At 38.3% G+C, this 23354-nt stretch carries 26 protein-coding genes; 10 read left to right on the top strand and 16 right to left on the bottom strand.

Annotation, left to right across the window (positions count from 1 at the left end; translation table 11 throughout):
• Positions 1–5: 5 nt before the first annotated feature.
• Together QZL88_RS04590 and glmS are read right to left on the bottom strand one after the other, a co-directional pair.
• Positions 6–533, bottom strand: a complete 528-nt coding sequence (locus QZL88_RS04590) for a Hint domain-containing protein (RefSeq protein WP_296938867.1) — start codon at positions 531–533, stop codon at positions 6–8.
• Positions 534–642: 109 nt separating this feature from the next.
• Positions 643–2487 (bottom strand): glutamine--fructose-6-phosphate transaminase (isomerizing), encoded by a 1845-nt coding sequence (gene glmS / locus QZL88_RS04585; RefSeq protein ID WP_296938866.1) that lies wholly within the window; start codon positions 2485–2487, stop codon positions 643–645.
• A 570-nt stretch (positions 2488–3057) separates the two neighbouring features.
• Between glmS and QZL88_RS04580 the strand changes: the two genes are divergently transcribed.
• The 4 genes from QZL88_RS04580 (at position 3058) to QZL88_RS04565 (ending at position 6912) form a co-directional block, all read left to right on the top strand.
• The gene (locus tag QZL88_RS04580) at positions 3058–3918 is read left to right on the top strand and encodes an energy transducer TonB (protein ID WP_296938865.1); all 861 of its coding nucleotides are present in this window, start codon (positions 3058–3060) and stop codon (positions 3916–3918) included.
• A 74-nt stretch (positions 3919–3992) separates the two neighbouring features.
• Complete coding sequence (locus QZL88_RS04575; protein WP_296938864.1) at positions 3993–4403, top strand: DoxX family protein; 411 nt, start codon at positions 3993–3995, stop codon at positions 4401–4403.
• A 306-nt stretch (positions 4404–4709) separates the two neighbouring features.
• On the top strand, positions 4710–5720 hold the full coding sequence (locus QZL88_RS04570; protein WP_296938863.1) for an AI-2E family transporter: 1011 nt from the start codon (positions 4710–4712) through the stop codon (positions 5718–5720).
• Between the two features lie 40 nt (positions 5721–5760).
• Positions 5761–6912: an esterase gene (locus QZL88_RS04565; protein WP_296938862.1), complete on the top strand. Its 1152-nt coding sequence runs from the start codon at positions 5761–5763 to the stop codon at positions 6910–6912.
• A 92-nt stretch (positions 6913–7004) separates the two neighbouring features.
• Here the strand turns inward: QZL88_RS04565 and QZL88_RS04560 are convergent, their stop codons facing one another.
• The 3 genes from QZL88_RS04560 to QZL88_RS04550 all read right to left on the bottom strand — a co-directional run bounded on the left by QZL88_RS04560 (position 7005) and on the right by QZL88_RS04550 (position 7938).
• Positions 7005–7307, bottom strand: a complete 303-nt coding sequence (locus tag QZL88_RS04560; protein ID WP_006800525.1) for a hypothetical protein — start codon at positions 7305–7307, stop codon at positions 7005–7007.
• Positions 7308–7467: 160 nt separating this feature from the next.
• Complete coding sequence (locus tag QZL88_RS04555; protein ID WP_296938861.1) at positions 7468–7743, bottom strand: immunity 17 family protein; 276 nt, start codon at positions 7741–7743, stop codon at positions 7468–7470.
• Between the two features lie 15 nt (positions 7744–7758).
• A complete protein-coding gene (locus QZL88_RS04550) occupies positions 7759–7938 on the bottom strand; it encodes a hypothetical protein (protein ID WP_296938860.1) in 180 nt (59 codons plus the stop codon).
• A 189-nt stretch (positions 7939–8127) separates the two neighbouring features.
• On the opposite strand from QZL88_RS04550, the gene QZL88_RS04545 reads away from it, so the two are divergent.
• On the top strand, positions 8128–8865 hold the full coding sequence (locus tag QZL88_RS04545; RefSeq protein WP_296938859.1) for an XRE family transcriptional regulator: 738 nt from the start codon (positions 8128–8130) through the stop codon (positions 8863–8865).
• Positions 8866–8877: 12 nt separating this feature from the next.
• Here the strand turns inward: QZL88_RS04545 and QZL88_RS04540 are convergent, their stop codons facing one another.
• Together QZL88_RS04540 and QZL88_RS04535 are read right to left on the bottom strand one after the other, a co-directional pair.
• Positions 8878–9456: an ACP phosphodiesterase gene (locus tag QZL88_RS04540; protein ID WP_296938858.1), complete on the bottom strand. Its 579-nt coding sequence runs from the start codon at positions 9454–9456 to the stop codon at positions 8878–8880.
• Positions 9457–9556: 100 nt separating this feature from the next.
• The gene (locus tag QZL88_RS04535; RefSeq protein WP_296938857.1) at positions 9557–10822 is read right to left on the bottom strand and encodes a carboxypeptidase-like regulatory domain-containing protein; all 1266 of its coding nucleotides are present in this window, start codon (positions 10820–10822) and stop codon (positions 9557–9559) included.
• 453 nt (positions 10823–11275) lie between these two features.
• On the opposite strand from QZL88_RS04535, the gene QZL88_RS04530 reads away from it, so the two are divergent.
• From QZL88_RS04530 to recA, 5 genes are all read left to right on the top strand, one after another.
• Complete coding sequence (locus tag QZL88_RS04530) at positions 11276–12133, top strand: AraC family transcriptional regulator (protein WP_296938856.1); 858 nt, start codon at positions 11276–11278, stop codon at positions 12131–12133.
• Positions 12134–12773: 640 nt separating this feature from the next.
• A complete protein-coding gene (locus QZL88_RS04525; protein WP_296938855.1) occupies positions 12774–13349 on the top strand; it encodes a TIGR00730 family Rossman fold protein in 576 nt (191 codons plus the stop codon).
• 48 nt (positions 13350–13397) lie between these two features.
• Positions 13398–13931, top strand: coding sequence for a hypothetical protein (locus tag QZL88_RS04520; protein ID WP_296938854.1), 534 nt, complete (start codon positions 13398–13400; stop codon positions 13929–13931).
• Between the two features lie 15 nt (positions 13932–13946).
• Positions 13947–14408 carry a thioredoxin-dependent thiol peroxidase gene (gene bcp, locus QZL88_RS04515; RefSeq protein ID WP_296938852.1) on the top strand — a complete coding sequence of 154 codons (462 nt, stop codon included), beginning with the start codon at positions 13947–13949 and terminating at the stop codon, positions 14406–14408.
• 25 nt (positions 14409–14433) lie between these two features.
• Positions 14434–15456: a recombinase RecA gene (recA, locus tag QZL88_RS04510; RefSeq protein WP_291114498.1), complete on the top strand. Its 1023-nt coding sequence runs from the start codon at positions 14434–14436 to the stop codon at positions 15454–15456.
• A 63-nt stretch (positions 15457–15519) separates the two neighbouring features.
• Here recA and QZL88_RS04505 read toward each other — a convergent pair whose 3' ends face one another.
• The 9 genes from QZL88_RS04505 to glgP form a co-directional block, all read right to left on the bottom strand.
• Entirely contained in the window at positions 15520–15996 is a 477-nt protein-coding gene (locus tag QZL88_RS04505; protein ID WP_296938851.1) for a DUF4252 domain-containing protein, read from the bottom strand.
• On the bottom strand, positions 15993–16559 hold the full coding sequence (locus tag QZL88_RS04500; RefSeq protein ID WP_296938850.1) for a hypothetical protein: 567 nt from the start codon (positions 16557–16559) through the stop codon (positions 15993–15995). Before QZL88_RS04500 ends, QZL88_RS04505 begins: the two co-directional genes overlap by 4 nt.
• Positions 16559–17053: an RNA polymerase sigma factor gene (locus tag QZL88_RS04495; RefSeq protein WP_296938849.1), complete on the bottom strand. Its 495-nt coding sequence runs from the start codon at positions 17051–17053 to the stop codon at positions 16559–16561. The genes QZL88_RS04500 and QZL88_RS04495 overlap by 1 nt, the downstream gene beginning before the upstream one ends.
• Positions 17054–17560, bottom strand: a complete 507-nt coding sequence (locus QZL88_RS04490; protein ID WP_296938848.1) for a DUF4252 domain-containing protein — start codon at positions 17558–17560, stop codon at positions 17054–17056.
• Positions 17561–17680: 120 nt separating this feature from the next.
• Positions 17681–18151: a DUF4252 domain-containing protein gene (locus tag QZL88_RS04485; RefSeq protein WP_296938847.1), complete on the bottom strand. Its 471-nt coding sequence runs from the start codon at positions 18149–18151 to the stop codon at positions 17681–17683.
• 205 nt (positions 18152–18356) lie between these two features.
• Positions 18357–19022 carry a hypothetical protein gene (locus tag QZL88_RS04480; protein WP_296938846.1) on the bottom strand — a complete coding sequence of 222 codons (666 nt, stop codon included), beginning with the start codon at positions 19020–19022 and terminating at the stop codon, positions 18357–18359.
• Positions 19023–19263: 241 nt separating this feature from the next.
• Entirely contained in the window at positions 19264–19869 is a 606-nt protein-coding gene (locus QZL88_RS04475; protein ID WP_296938845.1) for a hypothetical protein, read from the bottom strand.
• On the bottom strand, positions 19856–20344 hold the full coding sequence (locus tag QZL88_RS04470) for an RNA polymerase sigma factor (protein ID WP_296938844.1): 489 nt from the start codon (positions 20342–20344) through the stop codon (positions 19856–19858). The genes QZL88_RS04475 and QZL88_RS04470 overlap by 14 nt, the downstream gene beginning before the upstream one ends.
• Before the next feature lie 342 nt (positions 20345–20686).
• Entirely contained in the window at positions 20687–23272 is a 2586-nt protein-coding gene (glgP, locus tag QZL88_RS04465; protein ID WP_296938843.1) for an alpha-glucan family phosphorylase, read from the bottom strand.
• Between the last annotated feature and the right edge of the window lie 82 nt (positions 23273–23354).

Below are 23354 nucleotides of genomic sequence, written 5' to 3'. Positions count from 1 at the left end.
TTTTTTTAATTCTGTCCTACAAGAAAACCGTTCGCGACAATAGCTCCGTCTCCTTCCAGTTCTACTATATAAGTCTGGGTTGGATCCATTATGCCTTGTATAACGGTGATTTCTACATAGTCTGTACTTGTTACATTGTAGAAAAGTGCAAATTCACCTATCTGGCAACGTTTTACATCAGTATATTTTTTATTCGACATAGTGAGTTCAGGATCGACGGATACCCAGCCTTTTTCGGCAAGGAACGGACAATCGCTAGTCATGGTAAGTTGTACTCCGCTATTAAGGGTCACACGGACAAGTCGGCTATACATTATTTTGCTTATGTTTTTTACCTTCTTTTCTTCATATACTTTATCTTGGGTATTGAAAGATAAAACAACATCACCAACTTCTAAGTTTTCAATATTCTTTTTCTTATCGTCGAACATCGTTATTTTTGTGCCCGCAGCCAGACTACTGCTTTGCGCAACCATACTCACGCTGAGGATGAGAAAACAGGCCAGTGTGAAAAGGAAGAATCTGATTTTCATATTAATTTCGTTTTTCTATGTAAAGTTTTATGCAAAGATAGAAATATTTTGCAAAATGCCTTTGGCTAATAATATATATCGACAAATATAATTATAATATACCAAAACATTACTCTACAGTGACAGATTTTGCAAGATTACGCGGCATATCTACATCTCTGTTTTTATTCACAGCTATATGATATGCAAGTAATTGTAGCGGGATCGAAGTTAATAGCGGATCAAGACACTCTTCTGTAGCCGGGATCTCGATATAATGGTCGGCCAAAGATTTCATAGTCTCGTCCCCTTCATTGATAATGGCTATGACTCGGCCTTTACGGGCTTTTATTTCTTGTATATTACTGACTACTTTCTCGTAGATGGCACTATGAGTTGCAATTGTTACTATCGGCATTTCGTTATCGATTAAAGCAATCGGGCCGTGCTTCATTTCAGCCGCAGGGTAACCTTCGGCATGGATATATGATATTTCCTTCAGCTTTAAAGCCCCTTCCAGTGCAATCGGGTAATTGTAACCGCGGCCTAAATAGATAAAGTTCTGCGCATAAGTGAAGATTAACGAGAGTTCTTTTATTTTGTCGTTCAATGTAAGAACACGTTCTATCTTTGCCGGTATACTTTGAAGTTCTTTTATTACCTTCAGGTATTTATTGTCCGGTATAGTTCCTTTCTCCTTAGCAATAGCAAGCGCCATCATTGTCAATACAGTAACTTGTGCTGTAAATGCCTTTGTGGAAGCGACCCCGATTTCGTGTCCGCAATGTGTATATGACCCGGAGTCGGTGTTGCGGGGAATGGATGAACCTACCACATTGCAAACTCCATAAACAAATGCCCCAGCCTTACGCGCCAAATCGATAGCCGCAAGCGAATCGGCGGTTTCTCCCGACTGGGAAATAGCAATAACAATATCATCAGGGCAGATTACCGGGTTACGGTATCTGAATTCAGACGCATATTCCACTTCTACCGGGATACGGCAAAATTCTTCGAACAGATATTCCCCTATCAATCCTGCATGCCAGGATGTACCACATGCTATAATTATGATACGCCGCGCATTAATAAATTTGTCTTTATGATCAATAATGCCCGAGAGGGTCATATGTGTACCTTCGATATTGATCCGTCCACTCATACAGCTTTTTAATGTTTCGGGTTGTTCGAATATTTCTTTCAGCATAAAGTGTGGATAACCCCCTCTTTCCAGCTGGCTGAGGTTCATTTCCAATTCTTTAACTTTCGGAGTATGTTCGATATTCGATATGGTGACTATTTTGGGTTCTTCGTCCCTTTTGATAATGGCTATTTCTTCATCGTCGAGATATACAACTTTCTTTGTAAATTCGATAATTGGTGATGCGTCGGAACCTATAAAGAATTCTCCCTCACCTATTCCGATTACCAGGGGACTGCTTTTGCGGGCGGCGATGATCTGGTCGGGATTTCCTTTTTCTATTACAGCGATAGCATAAGCTCCGACTATCTGATTTAGCGCAATCTGCACGGCAGAGAAGAGGTCGCAGTGATTTATCTGTTTTATATATTCGATCAATTGAACCAATACTTCTGTATCGGTGCTGCTATGGAATGAATATCCGTTTTTTATCAGTTCGGCTTTTAGAACAGCATAATTTTCGATAATACCGTTATGGATAAGGGCCAGTGATTCTGATTGGGAATAGTGGGGGTGTGCATTGGCATTACTTGGTTCGCCATGCGTTGCCCAACGTGTGTGCGCAATCCCGATTGTGCCTGTTGTGTCTTTGTCGCGGGCATATTCTTCAAGGTCTTGTACTCGCCCTTTAGCTTTATATACCGAGAGTTTATTTTCTTCGTTGATGATAGCAACTCCGGCGCTATCGTAACCTCTGTATTCAAGCCTGTGTAATCCTTTAATTAAAATTGGATAGGCTTCCCGAAAACCAATATAACCTACTATTCCGCACATATATTTATATTTTTTTTATGCAAAGATAAACAAAAAGACTTTTTTTTAACGTTAAGTTGTGTGTTTAACAACTTTATTCTATTTTATTTCATGTTTTTTTATCTTTGTGTTATTTGATGTGGCTTCTACAGACTAGATTTATAACCTGATATATTTAATCTTGACACATCGTCTTACTCTTTTTTATTTTAGCCTGTGTTGGCAATTTATAGTTAAAAGGTAACAAAGGTAACAGATATTTCAGTTAACAGTAAACAGTTAGCAGCCATCAGTTAACGATTTGTATCTTGTATACTTTTCCCCCTTTGGATGTCAGTGGACCTATCAATACATCAAAGAATTAAGGACTATCAGTTCTAATTATATAGATAAACTTTCTTAAAAAATATATTCATATATTTGCTTAACCGGGTTATCCTGCTATTTTTGAACGGAACAAAGAATATATCTAGTGAAGAATATTTATAAATCAACACGTAACGGAAAATAAAGTTCTTTTATAACTTTATTTTGTATTAAATAATTCTTACGGCAATTAACACGTTAGTTAATATGCAAAATAAATATATAATGATACACAAAAACTTGATCCTTATAATTGTTTTAATTCTCAACTTTTCTACGCTTTCGGCGCAAAACGGAGTGTCGGTAAAGCTAATTCCGGTAGAAGTCGAATTGTCTAATGTTATAGCACCTCAATTTCCGGGAGGAGAGGCTGAATTGTATAAGTTTCTGGAGAGTAATATCAGGTATCCTTATCTCTTGGTAAAGATAGATATGGAAGGTGACCTCGACATAAAGTTCAATATAGATAAGAACGGAGTAGTGCACGATGTTGAAATAATGAGGGGATTTGATCCCGTTGCCGACGATGAAGTAATACGTGTGGTGAAAGCTATGCCCAGATGGATTCCGGCCTCCGTTTCGGGCCAGCCTGTAAAAATGGAGCAGAAATTGACTGTCAGTTTCAAGGCCGATGAAGATTTGAAGAAGAGAGCAAAAGAACAACGGAAAAAAGAAACGAATGATAATTTTTATATTGGTTCTCTCATAATAAATGAGACGGGTGCATCCGAAATTAATACCGGAGAGGTTGCCCCTGATGTAATTAGCCAATCAGACACCTTGTTAAATCGGTCGCCTCAGTTCCCCGGTGGAAAGGATGCTTTAGAGGCATATCTGAAGTCTAATCTGAAATATCCTAAGCGGGCTATTCAGATGGGTATAGAAGGGCGGGTTATATATAATATATTAATCTCGGAACAAGGGGAGATATCCCGGATAGGCCTATTCAAAGGTATATTCCGTGATTGTAACGAAGAAGCATTTTACCTGATAAAGAAGATGCCTAAGTGGATTCCCGGTCTTAAAGATGGTAAGCCTACACCGATGGAAGTAATGCTACCTATTCCTTTTGTATTACCGAAATAATTTTTTTCTCGGGAAGAACGAACTTTTCAGATGTTTCTTTGTTTTATGTACTGTAACTATTATAATAACAGTATATGAAGATATTAGAAAGAAATACAGATTTAGGGTTGCTTATCCTTAGGTTGAGTATAGGGGTATTGATGCTGATGCATGGAATAGCCAAATTGATGCATGGCGCAGGTGGTATAGAGCAGATGCTCGAAGCCAGTGGGCTGCCGGCTTTTATTGTTTATGGTGTATATGTAGGGGAAGTAATAGCTCCGTTATTTATTATATTGGGTTTAGGTACACGTGTAGCAGCTGCTATATTCGCCTTCAATATGATAGTAGCGGTAGGGATGGCGCATGGTGCTGATCTGTTTGCTCTTAGCGAAGCAGGGGGCTGGGCTATCGAGTTGCCGGCTTTGTATTTCTTTGGTGCAGTGGCTTTGGTATTTACCGGTGGTGGTAAATATGCTCTTAGTAATAAGAAACTTTGGGATTAAAATTTGTAGTTATTGATATATTGCGGCTGACACATGATGTGTCGGCCGTTTTTGTATCTTATAATAGCTTAAAATAAACATTATTTACTTAAATTTGGATTCGGATTATTCGCGATAATCACTATGGGAGAAACAATCTATTATTGCAAGAATATTAAAACACGTATCCTGGTAAAAGATGTAATAAATGCCTTCTCTGATAATGAAAAAATAAAATGTTAAACATAATTCCATCTTCCGTGTTAAATATATTGAAAATAGAATCGCATAATTAATTCTTATAACCGATCAAATCTCTGTATTGTTATGACTATAAAAGAAAAATACTGGCAATATTCTCTGATTATTATTATCCTTTTTATGGGAGTGATTCTCTTTCACTATTTTTCACCGCTTTTTAGTGGAATATTGGGCGCATCGACTGTATATATTCTGGTAAGGAAGCAAATGTTTTATCTGACCGATAGGAAGAAATTCGGAAAGAATTTAGCAGCTTCGCTTATATTAGTTGAGGTGGTTATGTGTTTTCTTATACCTCTGGCCATCGCTGTGTGGTTACTTATTGAAGAATTGCAGGGGATAAACTTAAATCTTACCTCTTCGATAGAATCTGTCCAGGAAGTAATAGCCATGGTGAAGGAACGCACGGGTTACAATATATTGAGTACAGATAACCTGGTGAGCGCTGCCGCCTATCTGCCTAAGATCGGACAGATACTTATCGGTAGTGTGAGCAGTTTTGCCGTCAATTCGGTAGTAATGTTATTTGTTCTCTATTTTATGTTGATCGGAGGTCCGCAAATGGAGGCTTACCTGAATGACTTATTACCATTCAATAATGAAAATAAGAAGGATGTGTTGCGCGAAATAGATGTAATGGTAAAATCGAATGCCATAGGTATTCCTTTGCTGGCATCCATACAAGGTATTTTTGCGACGCTCGGTTATATCATCTTTGGAGTTCCCGATCCTATTCTTTTCGGGTTTCTTACATGCTTTGCCACTATTATTCCTATCGTGGGAACTATGTTTATCTGGTTGCCACTTGTTATTTATATGGCTATTACCGGGGATTGGTTGAATGCGATCGGCCTGACGGCTTACTCATTGGTTGTTATTTCTAATGTCGATAATCTGCTACGCTTTATCCTTCAGAAGAAGATTGCAAATACGCATCCGCTGATTACCGTATTTGGTGTTGTGATAGGATTGCCCGTCTTTGGGTTCTGGGGTGTTATCTTTGGCCCGTTGTTCCTGTCAATGTTTATACTGTTGGTCGATATCTTCAAACGTGGCTATCTCGACAGTGGTAAGTAGGGATTTTTCTTGAGACATATACATTTTAATATAACCAGTCATGAAAAAAACACTGTTTCTGCTTATTGTAAGCATCATATTCTGCACAAGCGTATTTTCCCAGCAGGCTTTATGGGGAGGCTCTGAAGTTGTTTCTCCGGAGGTACATGGAAACAATACCGTAACTTTCAGGTTGCATGCACCTAATGCAAAGGACGTTAAAATATCAGGAGATTGGCTGCAACAGCCTGTGACTATGGATAAAGATGAAAAAGGCCTTTGGTCATATACGACCGGGCCGCTTCGTTCCGATCTTTACAGTTATTCTTTCTGGGTAGATAGTTTGAAGACGGATGATCCAAGCAATGTTTATATCAACAGGGATGTCTCCACCCTTTCCAATATATTTATAATTGGAGGAGGAAACGGTGATCTATATAAGGTAAATAAAGTTCCTCACGGTTCCGTGACACGCCGGTGGTATTCTTCTCCGGGAAATGATATGGAGCGCAGGATTACAATCTATACGCCTGCCGGATACGAAACCGGTAACGAAAAATATCCGGTGCTGTATCTGCTTCATGGCATGGGGGGTGATGAAGAGGCATGGATGGCTCTCGGTCGGACTTCCCAGATACTCGATAATCTGATCGCACAAGGTAAAGCAAAACCGATGATAGTGGTAATGACAAACGGGAATGTTGCTCAGGAAGCAGCACCCGGAGAATCGAGCCTTGGCTTTTACAAGCCGTCTTTCATGCTTCCGCACACAATGGATGGAAAGATGGAGGAGACCTTCAAAGATGTGATACGTTTTGTGGAAGACAGTTACCGGGTTGTAAGCGATAAATCGGGTAGGGCAATAGCGGGCCTTTCGATGGGTGGTTTTCATTCCTTGCATATTTCCCGATATTATCCCGATACGTTCGATTATATCGGTCTTTTCTCTCCTGCGATTAAGCCGCGGCCGGATGTAGACTCTCCTGTATATAAAGATATCGATACTACGCTGGAAACTCAGAAGAAGAATGGGGTAAAGCTATATTGGATTGCTATAGGAAAAACGGATTTCCTATATAAGGATGTAACCGATTACCGTGCTAAACTGGACAGCCTCAAATTCAAATATACTTACCATGAGAGTGAAGGCGGGCATACATGGAGCAATTGGCGTGATTATATGATAGAATTTATTCCGCAACTATTTAAATAGGTACTGTGAGTAGAGATCAATAGGTCTGTGACCTAAAAAATAAGGCTTGAGATTCTCAAGCCTTATTTTATATATCTAAACTTAATACTATATTAAGCTTTTGCCTTAGCTTTGGCTTCAATGTCAGATAGTTCGTTCGCTAATTTTCCTGCTACATCGGCAGTCACTTCATTGATCTTTTTGGTACCTTTTCTTACTTCTTGTCTTGCGCGTACTCCGGCGCGTAAGGCTTTGCTCTTGCCTACGACAAGGGTATGGTCCAATTCTGCTTTAGCTTTACCTGTAGCATTATTTACTCTGGTGCGCAATTCTTCGCGGGTTTCTTCATCCGATAATTTAAGCGCTGCATACACTCCCAGTGCACCGACAGCAAGTCCCAATATAAAACCTTTCATAATGATATCTATTTTATGAATTAGTAATTTTCTTATTAACAAATATAGGATATTTATTAAAATAACAATCAAATAAAGGCTATTGTTTATCCTTAAATAACTAAATTGTTAAAAAAACATTTAGGGTATAAGTCTTTATCAATAAGGCTATATTATATGATCAATATAGAATTATAATAGCCAGACCTATACCAAGTATTATGATGAAAATGGCTCCTGTCGCTGTCAGGACGCGGGCAGTCTTCCGTCCGAACATATTAACCAATCCATCGATTTTTTTCAGATTGTATGTAGTTGTATTTACGTCTCCAAACATCCAGTTCCAGTCGAAAATACATGCCAGAAGAAAGAATATTCCTATTGCTATACAAAAAAGAGGAAGTATAACCGGATATTGATTGTAATAGTCTTGTACTGTGTCTTTAAGGTTGTCCATTAGGGGAAATATCTATTATTTCTTTTTGCTAAAAATACTGCTAAATAAGGGAAAAATAAGTATGATGGGAACGAATTTTACAGGAAAATCGAAAAAGAAATGAGCTATGGCAAATCCTATCATCAATATAATAGTAATAAGAAGTGCCCACTGCATCAACCCCCAATTTCTATTCTCTCCCTTTTTATCGTTCATTTTTATTCTTACTATAGCTTTTTGTACAAAACTAGCAAATATTCTCTTGCAAATATATTTTTCTCGATGGAATGCGTATTTTTAATCTAAAAATATATTTATAATCCAATATTTTACTATATTTGCTGTTGTGATTTATTTTTATACCGAATGGCACAGTTGCTAAGTTAAAATTTAAAAGCGGATAGTATGGAATTTAAAGACAGGTTGAAGCATTTATTGGAGAAAGAGGGCGTCACCGCTTACCGTATCTGGAAAGATACAGCGATAACTAAGGGCACAATCGCCAATTATATAGAAGGTAAGACGAATCCCAATAAGTCAAATATTGCCATCTTGGCTGCATATTTTAAAGTAAATGAAGAGTGGCTTGCCAGTGGGACAGGTTATATGAACCGCCCTGAAAAAGTGCGGGGCGAAGAGCCATACCTTACCACTAAGTCGGGATTGAAGTATTACGAAATGTCGAACGGGAAGTACCGTATGCGTGTACCTTTTATTCCTGTAAAAGCCTATGCCAAATATATCGACGACTGCCGCGACGTGGAGTATGTAAGCGATGAATTCGAAGAATTTGACTTTATTGTAGACAAGATAGGGCATGGCCGCTACTTTGCTTTTGAGATAAAAGGTGATAGTATGGACAATGATTCTAAACGCAGCCTCAGTAATGGCGATATTGTCCTTGCCCGTGAGTTGGGCAAAGAGCATTGGCGCAACAAACTGCATACCGAAGATTTTCCGAACTGGGTAATTGTACTAAACAACACGATACTCTGCAAGCAAATAATAAGCCAGGATTTGGAAAAGGGTACTATCGTTTGCCATTCCCTGAATCCATCACCGGAATATACCGATTTTGAACTGAAGCTCGATGATGTCTGTCAGCTATGTAATATTGTGCAGCGGATGTCCAGTGCTTTTTAAAAAGAGGAATATCTATAAGGATATTTCTTGCGTGTACGCCTTTAAGTCAGGAAAGAACTCATTGTAGCTGTCGGCTATTTCCTTATAATGTTTTTCAAAATCGGTGAATATATGCGCATTATCGGGCAGATAAGCAGCACGCTGTTGCAGCCGGTCGAAGCTGCGCTCTATCATCCAGTTGTAGCGGTAGTTGAAAAACCAGTCCTCGCTTTTCATATACATGAACATACTGCAGAATTTTGATGGCAGAATTTCAGCATATTGCTCAATTTGCGAATAGCATTTCGCTGCGAATTCTTTCCAGCCTTCTTCCGGTTCACTCAATTCATCTAAAGCCAGAAAATGGTCGTAAGAGACATCCAGAAACGGACCTGCATATTTATGTGCCGATGATCGGAATACCTCCATTGCCCGCAAGGTAACAGGATGGCTGTCGGTGTATGCGTCAATGTGCCTGTGTATATGTATTCCATGCCGTATCCGTTCGGGATATTGTTCTATTTGTTTGCCCTTTACCATATCGGCAATCATATTTCCAATCAGTATGTCAGGGTCTCCGAACGACAGGTATGCATGTGCCAGAAAATTCATGTCTTTGTACTTTACGAATGAGACGCAAAGATAGTGTTTTATCGGGACAATAGCTCATAAAAGAACCCCTCCGGTTAAGAGGGGTTTGGAGAGGCTATTTTTATTCATGCTTCTTTTTCAGTTTGTTTACGGCTGATTCCAATGATTCGGTAGGCTCTATAATGTTGAAATCCTCCCAGAAGTTTTTATCAGAGAAATCACTGACTTTATCCGATAAGGACTGATTTTGTTTAAATGCCACTTTATTCGGTATATTGGCTACATTCTCCTCTTTGCGGTCGGTTACTACCATTTCGGAAACCACTTCGTAGTTGGTTGAAAAGAAAAAGAAACGCTTTTTCCAGTCACATTTAAAGCGAATGTCATTACGGATATAATTGAGGTAACTACGTCCTTCCCGCTCTCTATATGTCACAGTGAATGATATTTCTTCCGGCTTGAAGTGTAGTTTTGGCGGTTTTTTTATAAGTATTGCCTGTGTGGCTTTGTCGCGGTCATCCATATTCAGGCTGAAGTCTGCCCTCGAAAAAGTAAGAGTCTGTTTGTCTATGTAGTATTTTCCATTATATAAAGCATATGGGAGGATTAGGATGGGTTTAAAACTGATAATATAATGAAGCCGCTCATTTATCATCACACTCTCTTCCATTGTGTAACTGTAATAGTCCAGGGTCTCGGTGTCCAGTAAAATGTCATCCGTATTTTTTACAATATCCAGATAAACAGCCAGGGTAGGACCTCCGAGAAGTTTTACCACAAGTGTATCGCTGGGCTTCGGGCTAATCAGCTTTCTACCCTTGAATATTTGTATTTTATCTTTTCGTATGTCTTCTTTGTAAGAGGATTTATAAATATCGATAACCGCTTCGGAAATATTAATGTAATTCCTTCCTTTTTTTACCGTTTCCCGGTAAAACCCTGTCAGCAAGTTTGGATTGAGGCTATAGTTTTCTTCGATTTTTTGAATAGCTACTTTTACCAGTTCGCGCGGATTTGTCGGGTGTACAACTACTTCCGACAGCTTGTTCTCATTTGCCGTAAGCAATATTGTCACATTGTTCATATTCCTGTCGTCGATAGGCAGTGTATAATTTATATATCCGATATGGGATATTTCTATCGATTTTGCATGGGCATCATCTTTTATTTTGATTGTAAATTCCCCATCGGCATTAGTGATGGTCCCGATATTTGTGCCCGGAACAGATACGCTTACATATTCCATTATCTTTTTAGTACGTTTGTCTTTCACTACCCCGCTTATAGAGGTATAGTCCACACCGACCTGCGTCCATAATGGAATTGCAAAAAAGAGAAACAGGAGCAATGTGGCTGAATTTGCAATAGGTTTATGTCTTGTTTTCATATTATCCAGCTATTTGGTTAACTATCAGGTTTCTGCTTATATAATATAAACATACAAGATTGTCTTAATGTTTAAATATTACCGTGAGTTGTATCGTGTTTATTTTGTTTATAAGATAGTGAAAAAGTATTAATTAAATGTAGTTTTTTATCGAAAATTATCTGAGCATGGGATAGTGCCCTTTTAAATTTTCATTTGTTAAGGAACAGGATTAATTAAAATCCTTTTATCTATAGGGGCTTAGTATTATGGCTAAGGTCTGTCTAAGAATGGTAAATAATTGATATATTATCCTTTTGGGAGACGATAATGTTACTTTTTTTACCTATATTTGCAATCAGAGGCATTATGTTTTGATAATATCGCAATATTGAACAAAAATAGAATAAGAACAAATCTTTCGGTACATCGCGGAGCAAGGCTATAACAAAACAATTTTAGAGGAATATCCAAATGGAATTATTATATCCACAGGAACATCTCACCTGCTATAATTACGAAAAAGGGGAAAGACCTACAATCGAAAAAATTAATGTAAAAAAGGGGCAAAAATGGAAAATATTTTCCATAGATAATAAAGCCTTTTTTGTACAGTCCGGCATCTTACGTTTTTCTTTTGGAGAATTTACAGAAAAAACCATTGTTGAAGGCAAAATAATGCTGATTCCTTCCGGTAGCCAGATGGATTGCTTTGCAGAAGGTGATTGTACTTTTATTATTATTCGTTTACATAATACAAAACAACTGTGCGATTGTTTTTCTTTAGATGTTTTGCTTCGGGAAAAGACTGATGATTTTGAGCCGGATTTATATTATTTAGATATAAATGAAAGGGTAGAGTCATTTCTTTCGTTTCTGGATATTTGTATGACCGATGGCTTGAAGTGTACATATTATTTCGAATTGAAAGCAAAAGAATTCTATTTCCTTTTGCGGGCCTATTACGAGAAGCCTGCTCTTTTAGCTTTTTTCTATCCCCTGCTCAGTAAGGATATTTCATTTTCTGATCTGGTTATAAAGAACCACTATAAAGCCAGGACTGTTCAGGAGTTAGCAGATATGACTCACTATAGTCTTTCCGGTTTTCAAAAACGATTCAAGAAAGTATTTGGCGTTTCTGCATATCATTGGATGAAAGATGTACGCTCAAAATCTATATATCATCAGATAAACAGTACAGAGAAATCATTTAAAGAAATAAGTGATGAGTATGGGTTTTCCTCACCTTCCCATTTTAACGACTTCTGTAAAGTACATTTTGGTACCACTCCAGGCAGAATCCGTCGAAAAAAAGCCGCAACAAAAGCCTGATTTAACAGAAAGGCACGAATTCTGAAAAAGCGGGTGTTTTTATGTAATAATAAAGGCCTATAATTCCTTACATTTGTAATGTAAATATATGAGGAAAATATATTTATTTAAATGAAAACCTGAATAGGTTGTAGTTTAACTCTATTATTGTGTAGTTTTGTAAAGTTTGTGTTAAGGTTGGAAAGTCTGCGAAGGGAATTTGCGGACTTTTTACATTTTTATATATTAAATAAAATTATTACTCTTGATTAATTTTAGAAACTAAAATTATCTCAGAACTTTTGCTTAAAGTGTTTTTCTGCAATATATCTTTATCTATAATACGAGAAGAATGGATATTTTGAACTGCATCTATTTATTATCGTATCCACAACTAAAGAGTAATGGGGGAAATCAATGTGGTACGGAGATTACATTTTTCGATGAATCTGAATAGCAAAAAGAACTTCTTCTGTCTGTGAAAAAATAAAGGAACAAAAGTTTTCAACAGAGTTTTTTATTCCATCATATTCTGTAAGATTATTATTATCTTTGTTTGGATAATGAGTTATAAATTACATAATATTTAGTGTGCATCTTAACATATAGGGATTAAAGACTTACAAACTCTGGCTATTCCTTGAAAGTAGATTTTATACAAATGAAATATATATCGGTTTTTTGCGGTTCGTCATCAGGGAATGAGAGCATTTTTGCAGAACAGGCAATGTTGTTAGGTAAAAGAATAGCCCGTAGAGGATACGGCGTTATCTATGGAGGCGCACATGTAGGCCTGATGGGTGCTGTGGCCAATGGTGCATTGGAAGAAAATGGAGAAGTGATAGGTGTAATACCAGAATTCCTCAAACAGAAAGAATTGGAGCATAAAAGAATAACCAAGATGCATATCGTAGAGACGATGCATGAGCGTAAGGCTTTAATGAGCGAACTCAGTGATGCCGTAATAGCATTGCCCGGAGGTTATGGTACTATGGAGGAATTGTTTGAGATGCTTACTTGGGCACAATTAGCTCTGCATAAGAAACCGGTGGGATTGCTTAATACATTAGGATATTACGACCCTTTGGTGGCTATGTCCGAGAAGATGATAGAGAAAGGGTTTCTGAAAGATGAATACAGGGGTATTATGATAGTGGAAGATAATGTAGATACCCTGTTGGATAAGATGGAATTATTCGTGCCCCTTAAAAATGATAAATGGTTCGAGGTAAAGTAGGACGGTAGCGACCGCAATTTAATTAACACAACTAACAAGGCAAATAGTATGAGAACAATTTTTTATATTGTACTCTTATTGCTCATTACAGCAATGGGGTATGCACAAAAGCAGGAAGGTAAGATAGGCCGGCTGCGCATCGAAAGAAATAAGAATATAGAAACCAAAAGCGGCTATAACTACTTTATGCTCGATGTAGTAAAAGATATAGATGTAGTTTATACGGAGTATGAGGAACTAGTGCAGAGGATATGGGATAATGAAGTCAATCTGGACTTGCAAAAGACCTCGGTTACTCCGCTTAAAGAAATAAATAATATCCGTACCGAAATAGTAAATATGCCGATATATCAGGGTGGGCTGGAATACCGTAACTCTGTCCTAGATTATCTGGAGGCAGTAAAACAAAAGATAGTGGTGTTGGAAAAATTTGGGAGCCTCGGGGCTGATGCCAATTCCGATATACAATTATATTACGAGACAAGCCGTAAATTTCAGGAAGCGGATAATGTTACTATAGATAAACGAAATAAGGTGAGGAGGCAGAAGACGATTTATGAGCGCACTGCCTATGTTGAATAATTAATAATAAGAATAATGGCACTAAACATAGGGGATAAGATCCCGGATATATTAGGAATAAATCAAGACGAGGAAACCGTTAAATCCAGCGACTATGCGGGACAAAAACTGGTACTCTATTTTTATCCTAAAGACAGTACCCCCGGATGTACAGCAGAGGCGTGTAGTTTTAGGGATAATTTCTCGAAGTTGCGTAAGGCCGGATATCAGATACTTGGAGTAAGTGTAGATGATGAAAAGGCGCATAAAAAGTTTATCGAGAAGCAACAGTTGCCCTTCCCGCTTATTGCCGATACAGATAAAAAGCTGGTAGAGGCATTCGGTGTATGGGGTGAGAAAACGTTTATGGGACGAAAATTTATGGGAACTTTCCGTACAACATTCCTTATCGATGAATCAGGGGTTATCGAGCAAATAATAGGCCCTAAAGAGATAAAGACAAAAGAGCATGCGGAGCAAATATTAAAACAATTATAAACAAACCAAAAGAAAGAAACTGATAATGGCAGAAGAGAAAGAAAAGAAAGCGGCGCCGAATACAGAGAAGCTTAAAGCTCTGCAAGCTGCAATGGATAAAATAGAGAAAAGCTATGGTAAAGGCTCGATAATGAAAATGGGAGATGATAAGGTCGACGAAATTTCTGTCATTCCTACAGGGTCTATCGCGTTGAATGCCGCTCTTGGAGTAGGAGGATATCCTCGTGGCAGGGTAATCGAGATATACGGACCTGAATCTTCCGGTAAAACAACATTGGCTATACATGCTATCGCCGAAGCTCAAAAGGCCGGAGGTATAGCAGCATTTATTGATGCAGAGCATGCTTTCGACCGCTTCTATGCAGAGAAATTGGGTGTTGATATTGAGAACCTCTATATATCTCAACCCGACAGTGGAGAGCAGGCCTTGGAGATTGCAGAACAGTTAATCCGCTCGTCGGCTATAGATATCGTAGTGATAGACTCTGTGGCTGCACTGACGCCAAAAGCTGAACTCGAAGGTGAAATGGGTGACTCTAAAATGGGGCTCCAGGCTCGTCTGATGTCTCAGGCGTTGCGTAAGCTGACGGCAGCTATCAATAAAACCAGCACTACATGTATATTTATTAACCAGTTGCGTGACAAAATCGGGGTTATGTTCGGTTCGCCGGAAACAACAACCGGAGGTAATGCGCTGAAATATTATTCATCTGTGCGTCTCGATATCCGTCGTATCGGGCAGCTAAAAGACGGAGATGAAGTAAAAGGCAGCCAGACCCGTGTAAAAGTAGCGAAGAATAAGGTTGCCCCACCATTCCGTAAAGCTGAATTCGACATCATGTACGGAGAGGGAATCTCCCGTTCCGGTGAGATTATCGATCTCGGTGCCGAACTAGGGATCATTAAGAAGAGCGGATCATGGTATAGCTACAATGATACTAAGCTGGGACAAGGACGTGAAGCGGCAAAGGATATGGTAAAAGACAATCCGGAACTTGCCGAAGAACTCGAAGGCTTGATATTTGCAGCCTTGCAGGCAAAAAAATAACAATACTAATAAGTATTAGATAAAGAAGTCCCGGAGAATTACTCTCCGGGGCTTTTTTGTTGCTTATTTTTTGTTGCTGCTGTTCATCACTTTTTGTACGTCTTCTGCCGTGAAAGTACCCATGATACGGATGACCGTACATTCTTCGGGCTCGTTGATGAACATTATCAGGTCTTTGAAGTTATCCTTTTCCTTGCGGGCATAAAAAGTTATATTATCGCCTTTATCCTTGATTGCCATCAGGGTCTCGTATGTTTTACTCTTTGTAAGCCCTTCAAATTCCATTCTGATGAGTTTTGCCGCGTCTTTACTCTGGCTGCTGTATATTTCCAGTTGTTCGAGTTTGCCGGCTAGTGATTTTATATCTGCACCTCCGGCGCCCACATCCATCTTCGGCATCATGTTGAGCAATGCCTTGGAGATATAGACAGTGGATATGTCCTTATTATCCGAAAGCCTGTCGAACATATTGTTCTGCGAATGCATAGTAGCAAAGCCGGCCAGGAGTAATATTGCTGTAATGAGTACTTTTATTTTCATGATTCTTTATCTTTTTTGCGATTAAGCGTTTTGTTTAATATTTCATTTGATTTGTCAAGGCTCGAAGATACTATGGCTAGTTGATCTACTCCTTTGTTAAAGTTAGAAGACAACAGTATAAGCGCGTCTTCCGCTTCTTTCAGGGCTTTCTTGTCAGCTTCACTCAGGTTTTGGGCAGTTTGTTGTTCTGGAACTACAGGCGGCTGTCCCACATCCGGCTTATTGTTCAAGTAGAATGTGACAGAAATCAGCAAGGCTATACAAGCAGCGGCACTCCCTGCCCATTTTAGCAGATGTTTTCTCTTAGCTATGGGTTTTATCTCAGTATTCTTTTCTTCTTTCGAAGCAAGTTCGTCGATGAGGTTCCCCAGTTTCGATTCTAAAGCCGGAGGCACATCTATCGGCTCTGCCTGATACATACTGAGGAAAACTTCTTTCTCATCCAGTAATTCTTCGGCTACGTCTTCACCGCTAAAATATTTTAGCAATATCAGCTCTTCTGTGGCAGTTGTTTCACCGTTGTAGAAGGCATCCAGCATTATTTTTATTTCGTCCGTTTTCATCACTGTTGTATTTTTATGAATTGTTCGCGTATCGTTTTCCTGGCCCTTGAGAGTATCACTCTAATGTTTCCCGGGCTGATTCCCGTTATCTGTTCTATTTCTTCATCCGAATACCCGTCCCAATGTTTCATTATCATAACTTGGCGTTGCTGTTCAGGCAACTTGTTTATCAGTTTTTTTACCCGTTCGGCTTCATCCTGTATTTCTATCTGTTTGACCAAAGAAGCTGTTTCGGGGATATCGGCGTCATAATTGGTATGATAATCGTTTTTTGTTTTCCGTAGATGATCCAGGCATGTGTTGCGGAGTATGATAATAGAGAAAGCTTCGGTATTTTCTATATCCTGCATATCTCCGCGTTTGTTCCAGAGTTTTATGAACGTTTCCTGAACTATGTCTTCGGCATTTGCGGCATCCTGTACAATACGATAAGCTATTCGATACAATTTTTGATGATATGGAAGAAATACTTTTTTAAAAGTTTCCGCATCCATCTATTTCTTATTCTTTGTCTGTTCTTTAACTATATCTTCCAAATCGGATTGCTCTAGTTTGCCACTCATCTTTACCAAAACGATATCTTCTTCATCCATGACAAAGATATATACATCGGATACTGTTTCCCCGTTTCTTTTAGCAATGATGCGTACATTATCTTCACCGTCCTTGACTCTTACCAGTGTAGAATATGTATCATCATCTTTAAATGAGTTTAAAGTGTTCAGTACCATATTTCTTGTGTCGGGAGCGTCCTCCTCCAATGTAACTACCTGTATGGAATCTATCTTCTGCATAAATGAGGGCATCTTCGATTTCAAATTCCCTGTCGGGTCCTGAGCCTGAGCCTGTGCCATGGAAGTGCCTAGCATGGCTTTGTCTACTACCTGACGTTGCGCCTTTTCATTTTTTGCCACTTCTTTCATCAGTCCGTCCAGCTCCTGAGCTGTTACAATATGGGTACCTGCTAATATTAGGATAAAAAATACTATAAACTTTTTCATAAATCGATTGTGTTTTACTTTGTTAAGGTCGCAGACCTATCTGTTATTATTGTATCTGCAACGTTAATAATTAGTTATGATTAAAAAATATTGGATTAAATACTTTATTTTTCCTTATATTTATTTGTCGTATTTACTTACCAGCTCGGCAATATCATTATCTTTTATTTTTCCCGAAAACCGGATTATGGTCGGATCTTGTTCGTCCATACACAATATTATCATTTCTTTGATGGTGTCTTTATTTTTCTTCACCATAATGCGTACTCCATCACTTTTATCCTTCGCATAAATAAGGGTTTCATAGCCTCCGCCGTCTTTCAGTTTATTGAATTGTTTCGCCAAATCTTTTTTCAGGCCATTATCACAAGACGATAAATCATATATTTCCATAGAATGTATCCCCCTTGCTACCGGTATGTCGCCTACACCACCAAAGGCTTTGCCCAGAGACATCATAAATTTTCCGATTTTGACTTTCTCTATATTTTCGGTTTTAGATACTTTTTTCAATAACTCATCTATATTTTGCGCCGGAGCAGCCAAAATAAAGCCGAAAAGTAATACTAAACAAAATAAATATTTTTTCATAACAGTTCCTATATAAAAGTTAGTAAATTAATAATAGATGTGCGCTTTCATCTGTTTTCAAATATTAAGACGGAACAGGTTGAAAATTTGTTACAGTAAAAAGTAAGAAAAATGTAATAAGTCATCAGTTAACAAGTAAACAAGATACAAGATACGAGATTAAAACTTGTCTACTCGTTTACTCGTCCACTTGTATCTGTTTTTGTTAAAACCTGACACATCTGACACTTTTTTTAATTTTTTCGGTTGTCATATTTTTCTTCTTTTTGTGCTCTGCTTTTCTTTTTTGTGAAGAAGTCAGGACTTTCATGTCCTTTTCTATATGTTCGTTTTTCGGAGGGTACTCTGCGATGGCCTCCGCACAGGTTTCCAATATTTCTTCCACCGGATTCAGGATAATTTCTTCTTCCGGTTCTTCTCTTTTCTCTAAAGTTTCGGGTTCACTCTTCATTATGCACTCTTTAGCGGCTTTCTCCTCCCTTCGGGGAGACGGTGAGGGTTTTTTATCCTGCCTGTCCAGCAGCATTTTTATTGTACGAAGGTCGGGAGGGCATTCTTTCTTCGTAACTGTCCTCTGCTTGAAAACAACTTTACCTGTATGTTCATCGGGGACATAAATGTCTTTTTCTACTGTTGTGTAATATCCTTCAAGTTTCTTTTTCAGCGAAGCCTGTACCATTGTCACCAGTTCGGCTTCACGGTGAGCTACCGCCTGTTCCACTTCTCTACGAAAATCGCCTTTGGTGTTCATCCAGCAATAAAATGTCTCCCTGCTGATGCCCGTTGCCTTACATACCTGCGATACAGTGAAAAACTCGTCTTCAATCAGGTTTACAATCTTTTCAGTCAATTCTGTATTATACTTCGCCATAACCGTTTATTAGTATAGATAAATGGGATTTTTATTTATACATAATTTTAACATAATAGAGGTTACTAGTACAAGTTCCCCTGGTAGGCACATTCTGTCAGTGTCTTGCTCAAAGAGCAATTGTTGTTTTGCACCGCAACTCACAGACGAAACGTTTGCGCGAGCAGGGGAGAATATTTATGTTGGAGCTAATTATCTATTATGTTGTATGACTTTTATATAAATCCAAGTATGATACGAACTATTTTGATTTAAGGAACTCAATATCTTTATCTAAACTAGTGTATAGATTTTTATATTGGGGACGAAAATATTTTATGTACCAAGGAATAATAAGAAGTATCAGGATAAGAAATATTAAAAGAGGCAGTAAACTCTTTATTAATCCGTTAAAATCATTAATCACAACCCAGACAATTCCAATTGCCCAACCATAACAGTATATAAGGGTAGATATAAACTCAACCATTTTTACATGATTAAGTTTTTGTTTAAAAGAGAAAATAGATTCTTTAATAGCAATATCACTTTTTATGCTTTGTAATAGTCGAAAACCATTTATTTCGAAAATTGTTTTTACAAAAAGAAATAATCCTGTCAGCGAAAGTGATATGACTGATTGTATTGATAAATTCAATCTTAAAATAACAAAAGCATATATCATAAGAGATGCATAAACAATTAAAAAAGAAAAGTATACCAGCATTTTCTTTTTTTGCAGATTTAGAGTTTTTAAAATTATGTTGCTGTGACTTTTCTTAATAATTTCTTCGACATCTACCTCACTCGGTGATGCATCAGCAAGGTTTATTTTCTGCCACATCAGTTTTATATCATTCTTTTCCATTTGTAAGTATTTTATTTAATTTGTTTTTTATCCGATTAATTTTAACGCCAATATTACTTTCCGAAATGCCTATAATCACAGAAATTTCTTTATACTCATATGATTCCAAATAGAGTAGAATTATCGCCTTTTCAACCTCTGTAAGATGGAGAATTGCCCGGTACAATTTATCCTTATTTTCAGATTCGAGGTGATAACTATCATCCGGCTGCCTATATTCATATTCGGTAAGTTCAACGTGAATAGGACGAATACTTTGTTTACGGAGTATGTCAATTGCAGTATTAAGAGCAATTTTATATAGCCAAGTCGAAAAGGATGATTGATTTTTAAAATTTGGATACGCTTTCCAGAGTCTGATAATTATTTCTTGATAATAATCTTCTTTGTAAGGGTTTCCATAAAAGTAAATATTACAGATTTTTTGTAATATACCTTGAGATGCATTAACTTGTTTAAAGAATTCTTTTTCCACAATTAAATATATTGAATCGTTTTATAGGTTAGTCGTATGATTCACAAAAAATATTACATTATCTTAGATTTGTTTTATCATTTGCTTTTCGGATGATTCCAATTTATGGGAAAGTACTTCCATATCTTAACAGATTTTCTCTTTTGTTATCTTGATGTAGATTTAGGTTGTTTTTGACATTAGTATACCCATCCCTTACTGACCGTTTCTATTGGAACTCCTTGTGAGATAGTAAAAACGTGTCCCGAACTTTTTATCAAAAAAACAAACCCTGAAAGTTTGATAACTTTCAGGGTTCATTTTATAGAGAATTGCTATTCTCTTATTTTGCTTTAAAGACTATTAAATCCAACGTACATAAGCAAAGTCCATACGGTGAGCCATATCCGGATGTTTAGGGAACACGCGGTATGCGAAATTGCATAATCCCGGTATTTTAGCTTCTGCATTCATCTCGAAATACAGTTTTGATCCTTCTTGCTTAACCAATTTGAATTCCTGTACCGATAAGAATTTGTCAACCTTTTTCTCAGTATCGTATTCAGTCAGTACACATTCTACTCCTAGATCACCTTTCATATCTTTCTTGTCAAGGACTACCTCTACTTTCATCTTTTCACCTTCGGTAAGGTTTGGAGAAGAAAGTCCGGCTCCGTCTTTTAAATCCTGTCCGTTGAATGTCAATTGTTCTACGGTGAATTTATCCCAGTTAGCGGCAGTGTCTTCTTTCCATGCCGCCAATTCCTTAGCCTTGGCATAGTTGTTTGCCGTAACTAGTTTAGATCGGCTTTCTTCCGGTTTATAGAAGTTCTTGATATAATCATCGATCATACGCTTGGTTGTATATTCCGGAGCGATATTGGCGATAGAGTTCTTGATATACTGAATCCATTCAGGGGAATATCCTTTCGAATTGCGGGCATAATACAATGGAAGTATCTCGTTCTCGAACATAGAGTATATTTCCGAAGCGTCCAACTCGTCCTGATATGCCTGATTGGTATAAGTGCGCTTTTCTGTCAGGCTCCAGCCTGCATCTTTACGATAGCCTTCATACCACCATCCGTCAAGGACAGAGAAGTTAAGCACCCCGTTCATTTCAGCTTTTTCACCGGATGTACCGGAAGCCTCCAATGGGCGTGTCGGTGTATTCAACCAGATATCAACACCTGATATAAGGCGTTTGGCAAGACGCATGTCATAGTTTTCAAGGAAAATGATCTTTCCGAAAAATTCAGGACGGCGCGAAATCTCAACAATCTGTTTGATCAAACCTTGTCCCGCTCCATCGGCAGGGTGAGCCTTTCCTGTATACAGGAACTGTATCGGATATTTCTCGTTATTTACAAGTTTCGACAAACGGTCGAGATCAGTAAATAACAGATGGGCACGCTTGTATGTCGCAAAACGACGGCCGAAACCAACAAGTAACGCATCCGGATTGATCTTATCCACAATATTAAATATTGCAGACGGCGCTTTCTGGTTCTTTATCCATCCTTCCTTCATTTGCTCCTGAACATAAGAAACCAAACGCTTCTTCATTGCCAGGCGCAGTTTCCATATTTCAGCATCGGGAACACTGTATATATTATCCCATATTTCATGATTAGACTGGTCGTTATAGAAATTCTTATCGAAAGTCCTCTCATATAGTTCTTTCATTTCCTTCGCTGTCCATGTCGGCATATGTACACCATTAGTTACATGTCCTACATGCAGTTCTTCGGGGAAATACCCCGGCCATACAGGCTGGAACATATGACGCGAAACTATTCCATGCAGGTAACTTACGCCATTGGCTTCAAGGCAGGTGTTTAGAGCAAACACACTCATGCTGAATTTTTCCCCGCTTCCCGGATGCTCACGTCCCATGTCTACGAAATCCTGCCATGAGATACCCAGACGAGCCGGATAGCTACCAAGATATTTTCCAAGGAGCCCTTCATCGAAATAGTCGTGTCCTGCCGGAACCGGAGTATGCACTGTGTACAGACCTGAAGCACGTACAACTTCCAATGCCTGATTGAATGTAAGCCCTTCACCTTCTATAAGGTCAAGCAGACGCTGAACATTAATCAATGCGGCATGGCCTTCATTACAATGATAAATTTCTTTTTTAATTCCCAGTTTGTTGAGTAGTAAAATACCACCGATACCCAACAGGTATTCCTGTTTCAGACGGTTCTCCCAGTCGCCACCATATAACTGGTGGGTAATAGGACGGTCATATTCACTGTTCAGGTCGATATCTGTGTCAAGCAAATACAGGCTGATGCGGCCTACATTTACTTTCCATACATTTGCGTAAATATCCCTATCCGGGTACGGCACAGCCAGTATCATCTGGTTTCCGTCTTCGTTCAATACCGGATCGAGCGGTAATTCGCCGAAGTTCTGCGGCTCATAATTAGCTACCTGCTGGCCGTCAGGAGAAATAGACTGTGTGAAATATCCATAACGATACAGGAATCCAACGCCCGTAAGGTCTACATGGCTATCACTGGCTTCTTTCAGATAGTCGCCCGCCAATACACCAAGACCTCCTGAGTAAATTTTCAATACATGCGAAAAACCATACTCCATACTGAAATATGCAACGGATGGTTTTGCTTTATCAAATTTTTCGGCTATATATGATTCGAAATTCTTAATCACTTTTTTCACTTTATCCATCAGGATAGAGTCTTTAAGAATTTCGTCAATTCTTTCGTAAGAAATTTTCTGTAGTAAGATAACCGGATTGTGTTCGCTTTTTTTCCAAAGTTCAGGATCAAATTCAGCGAAAAGGTCTGTTGCGTCGTTGTTCCATACCCACCATAGATTACGTGCCACTTTCTCTAATGGCAATAATTCTTTCGGCAGATTCACTTGTGTATACGCACTCCTCCAAGAGGGAGTGTTAGAATAACTTGCTTTAATTCTCATAAATATATTATTTAAACTATGTAAGTGACTGATAGAATTTGATGATATGTTTTCAAATTATAACGTACTCTTGTTTCCTGCT

Origin of the sequence: uncultured Dysgonomonas sp., assembly GCF_900079725.1 — a bacterium.
GTDB lineage: Bacteria > Bacteroidota > Bacteroidia > Bacteroidales > Dysgonomonadaceae > Dysgonomonas.
This window is presented reverse-complemented; position numbering and strand designations above follow the sequence as displayed.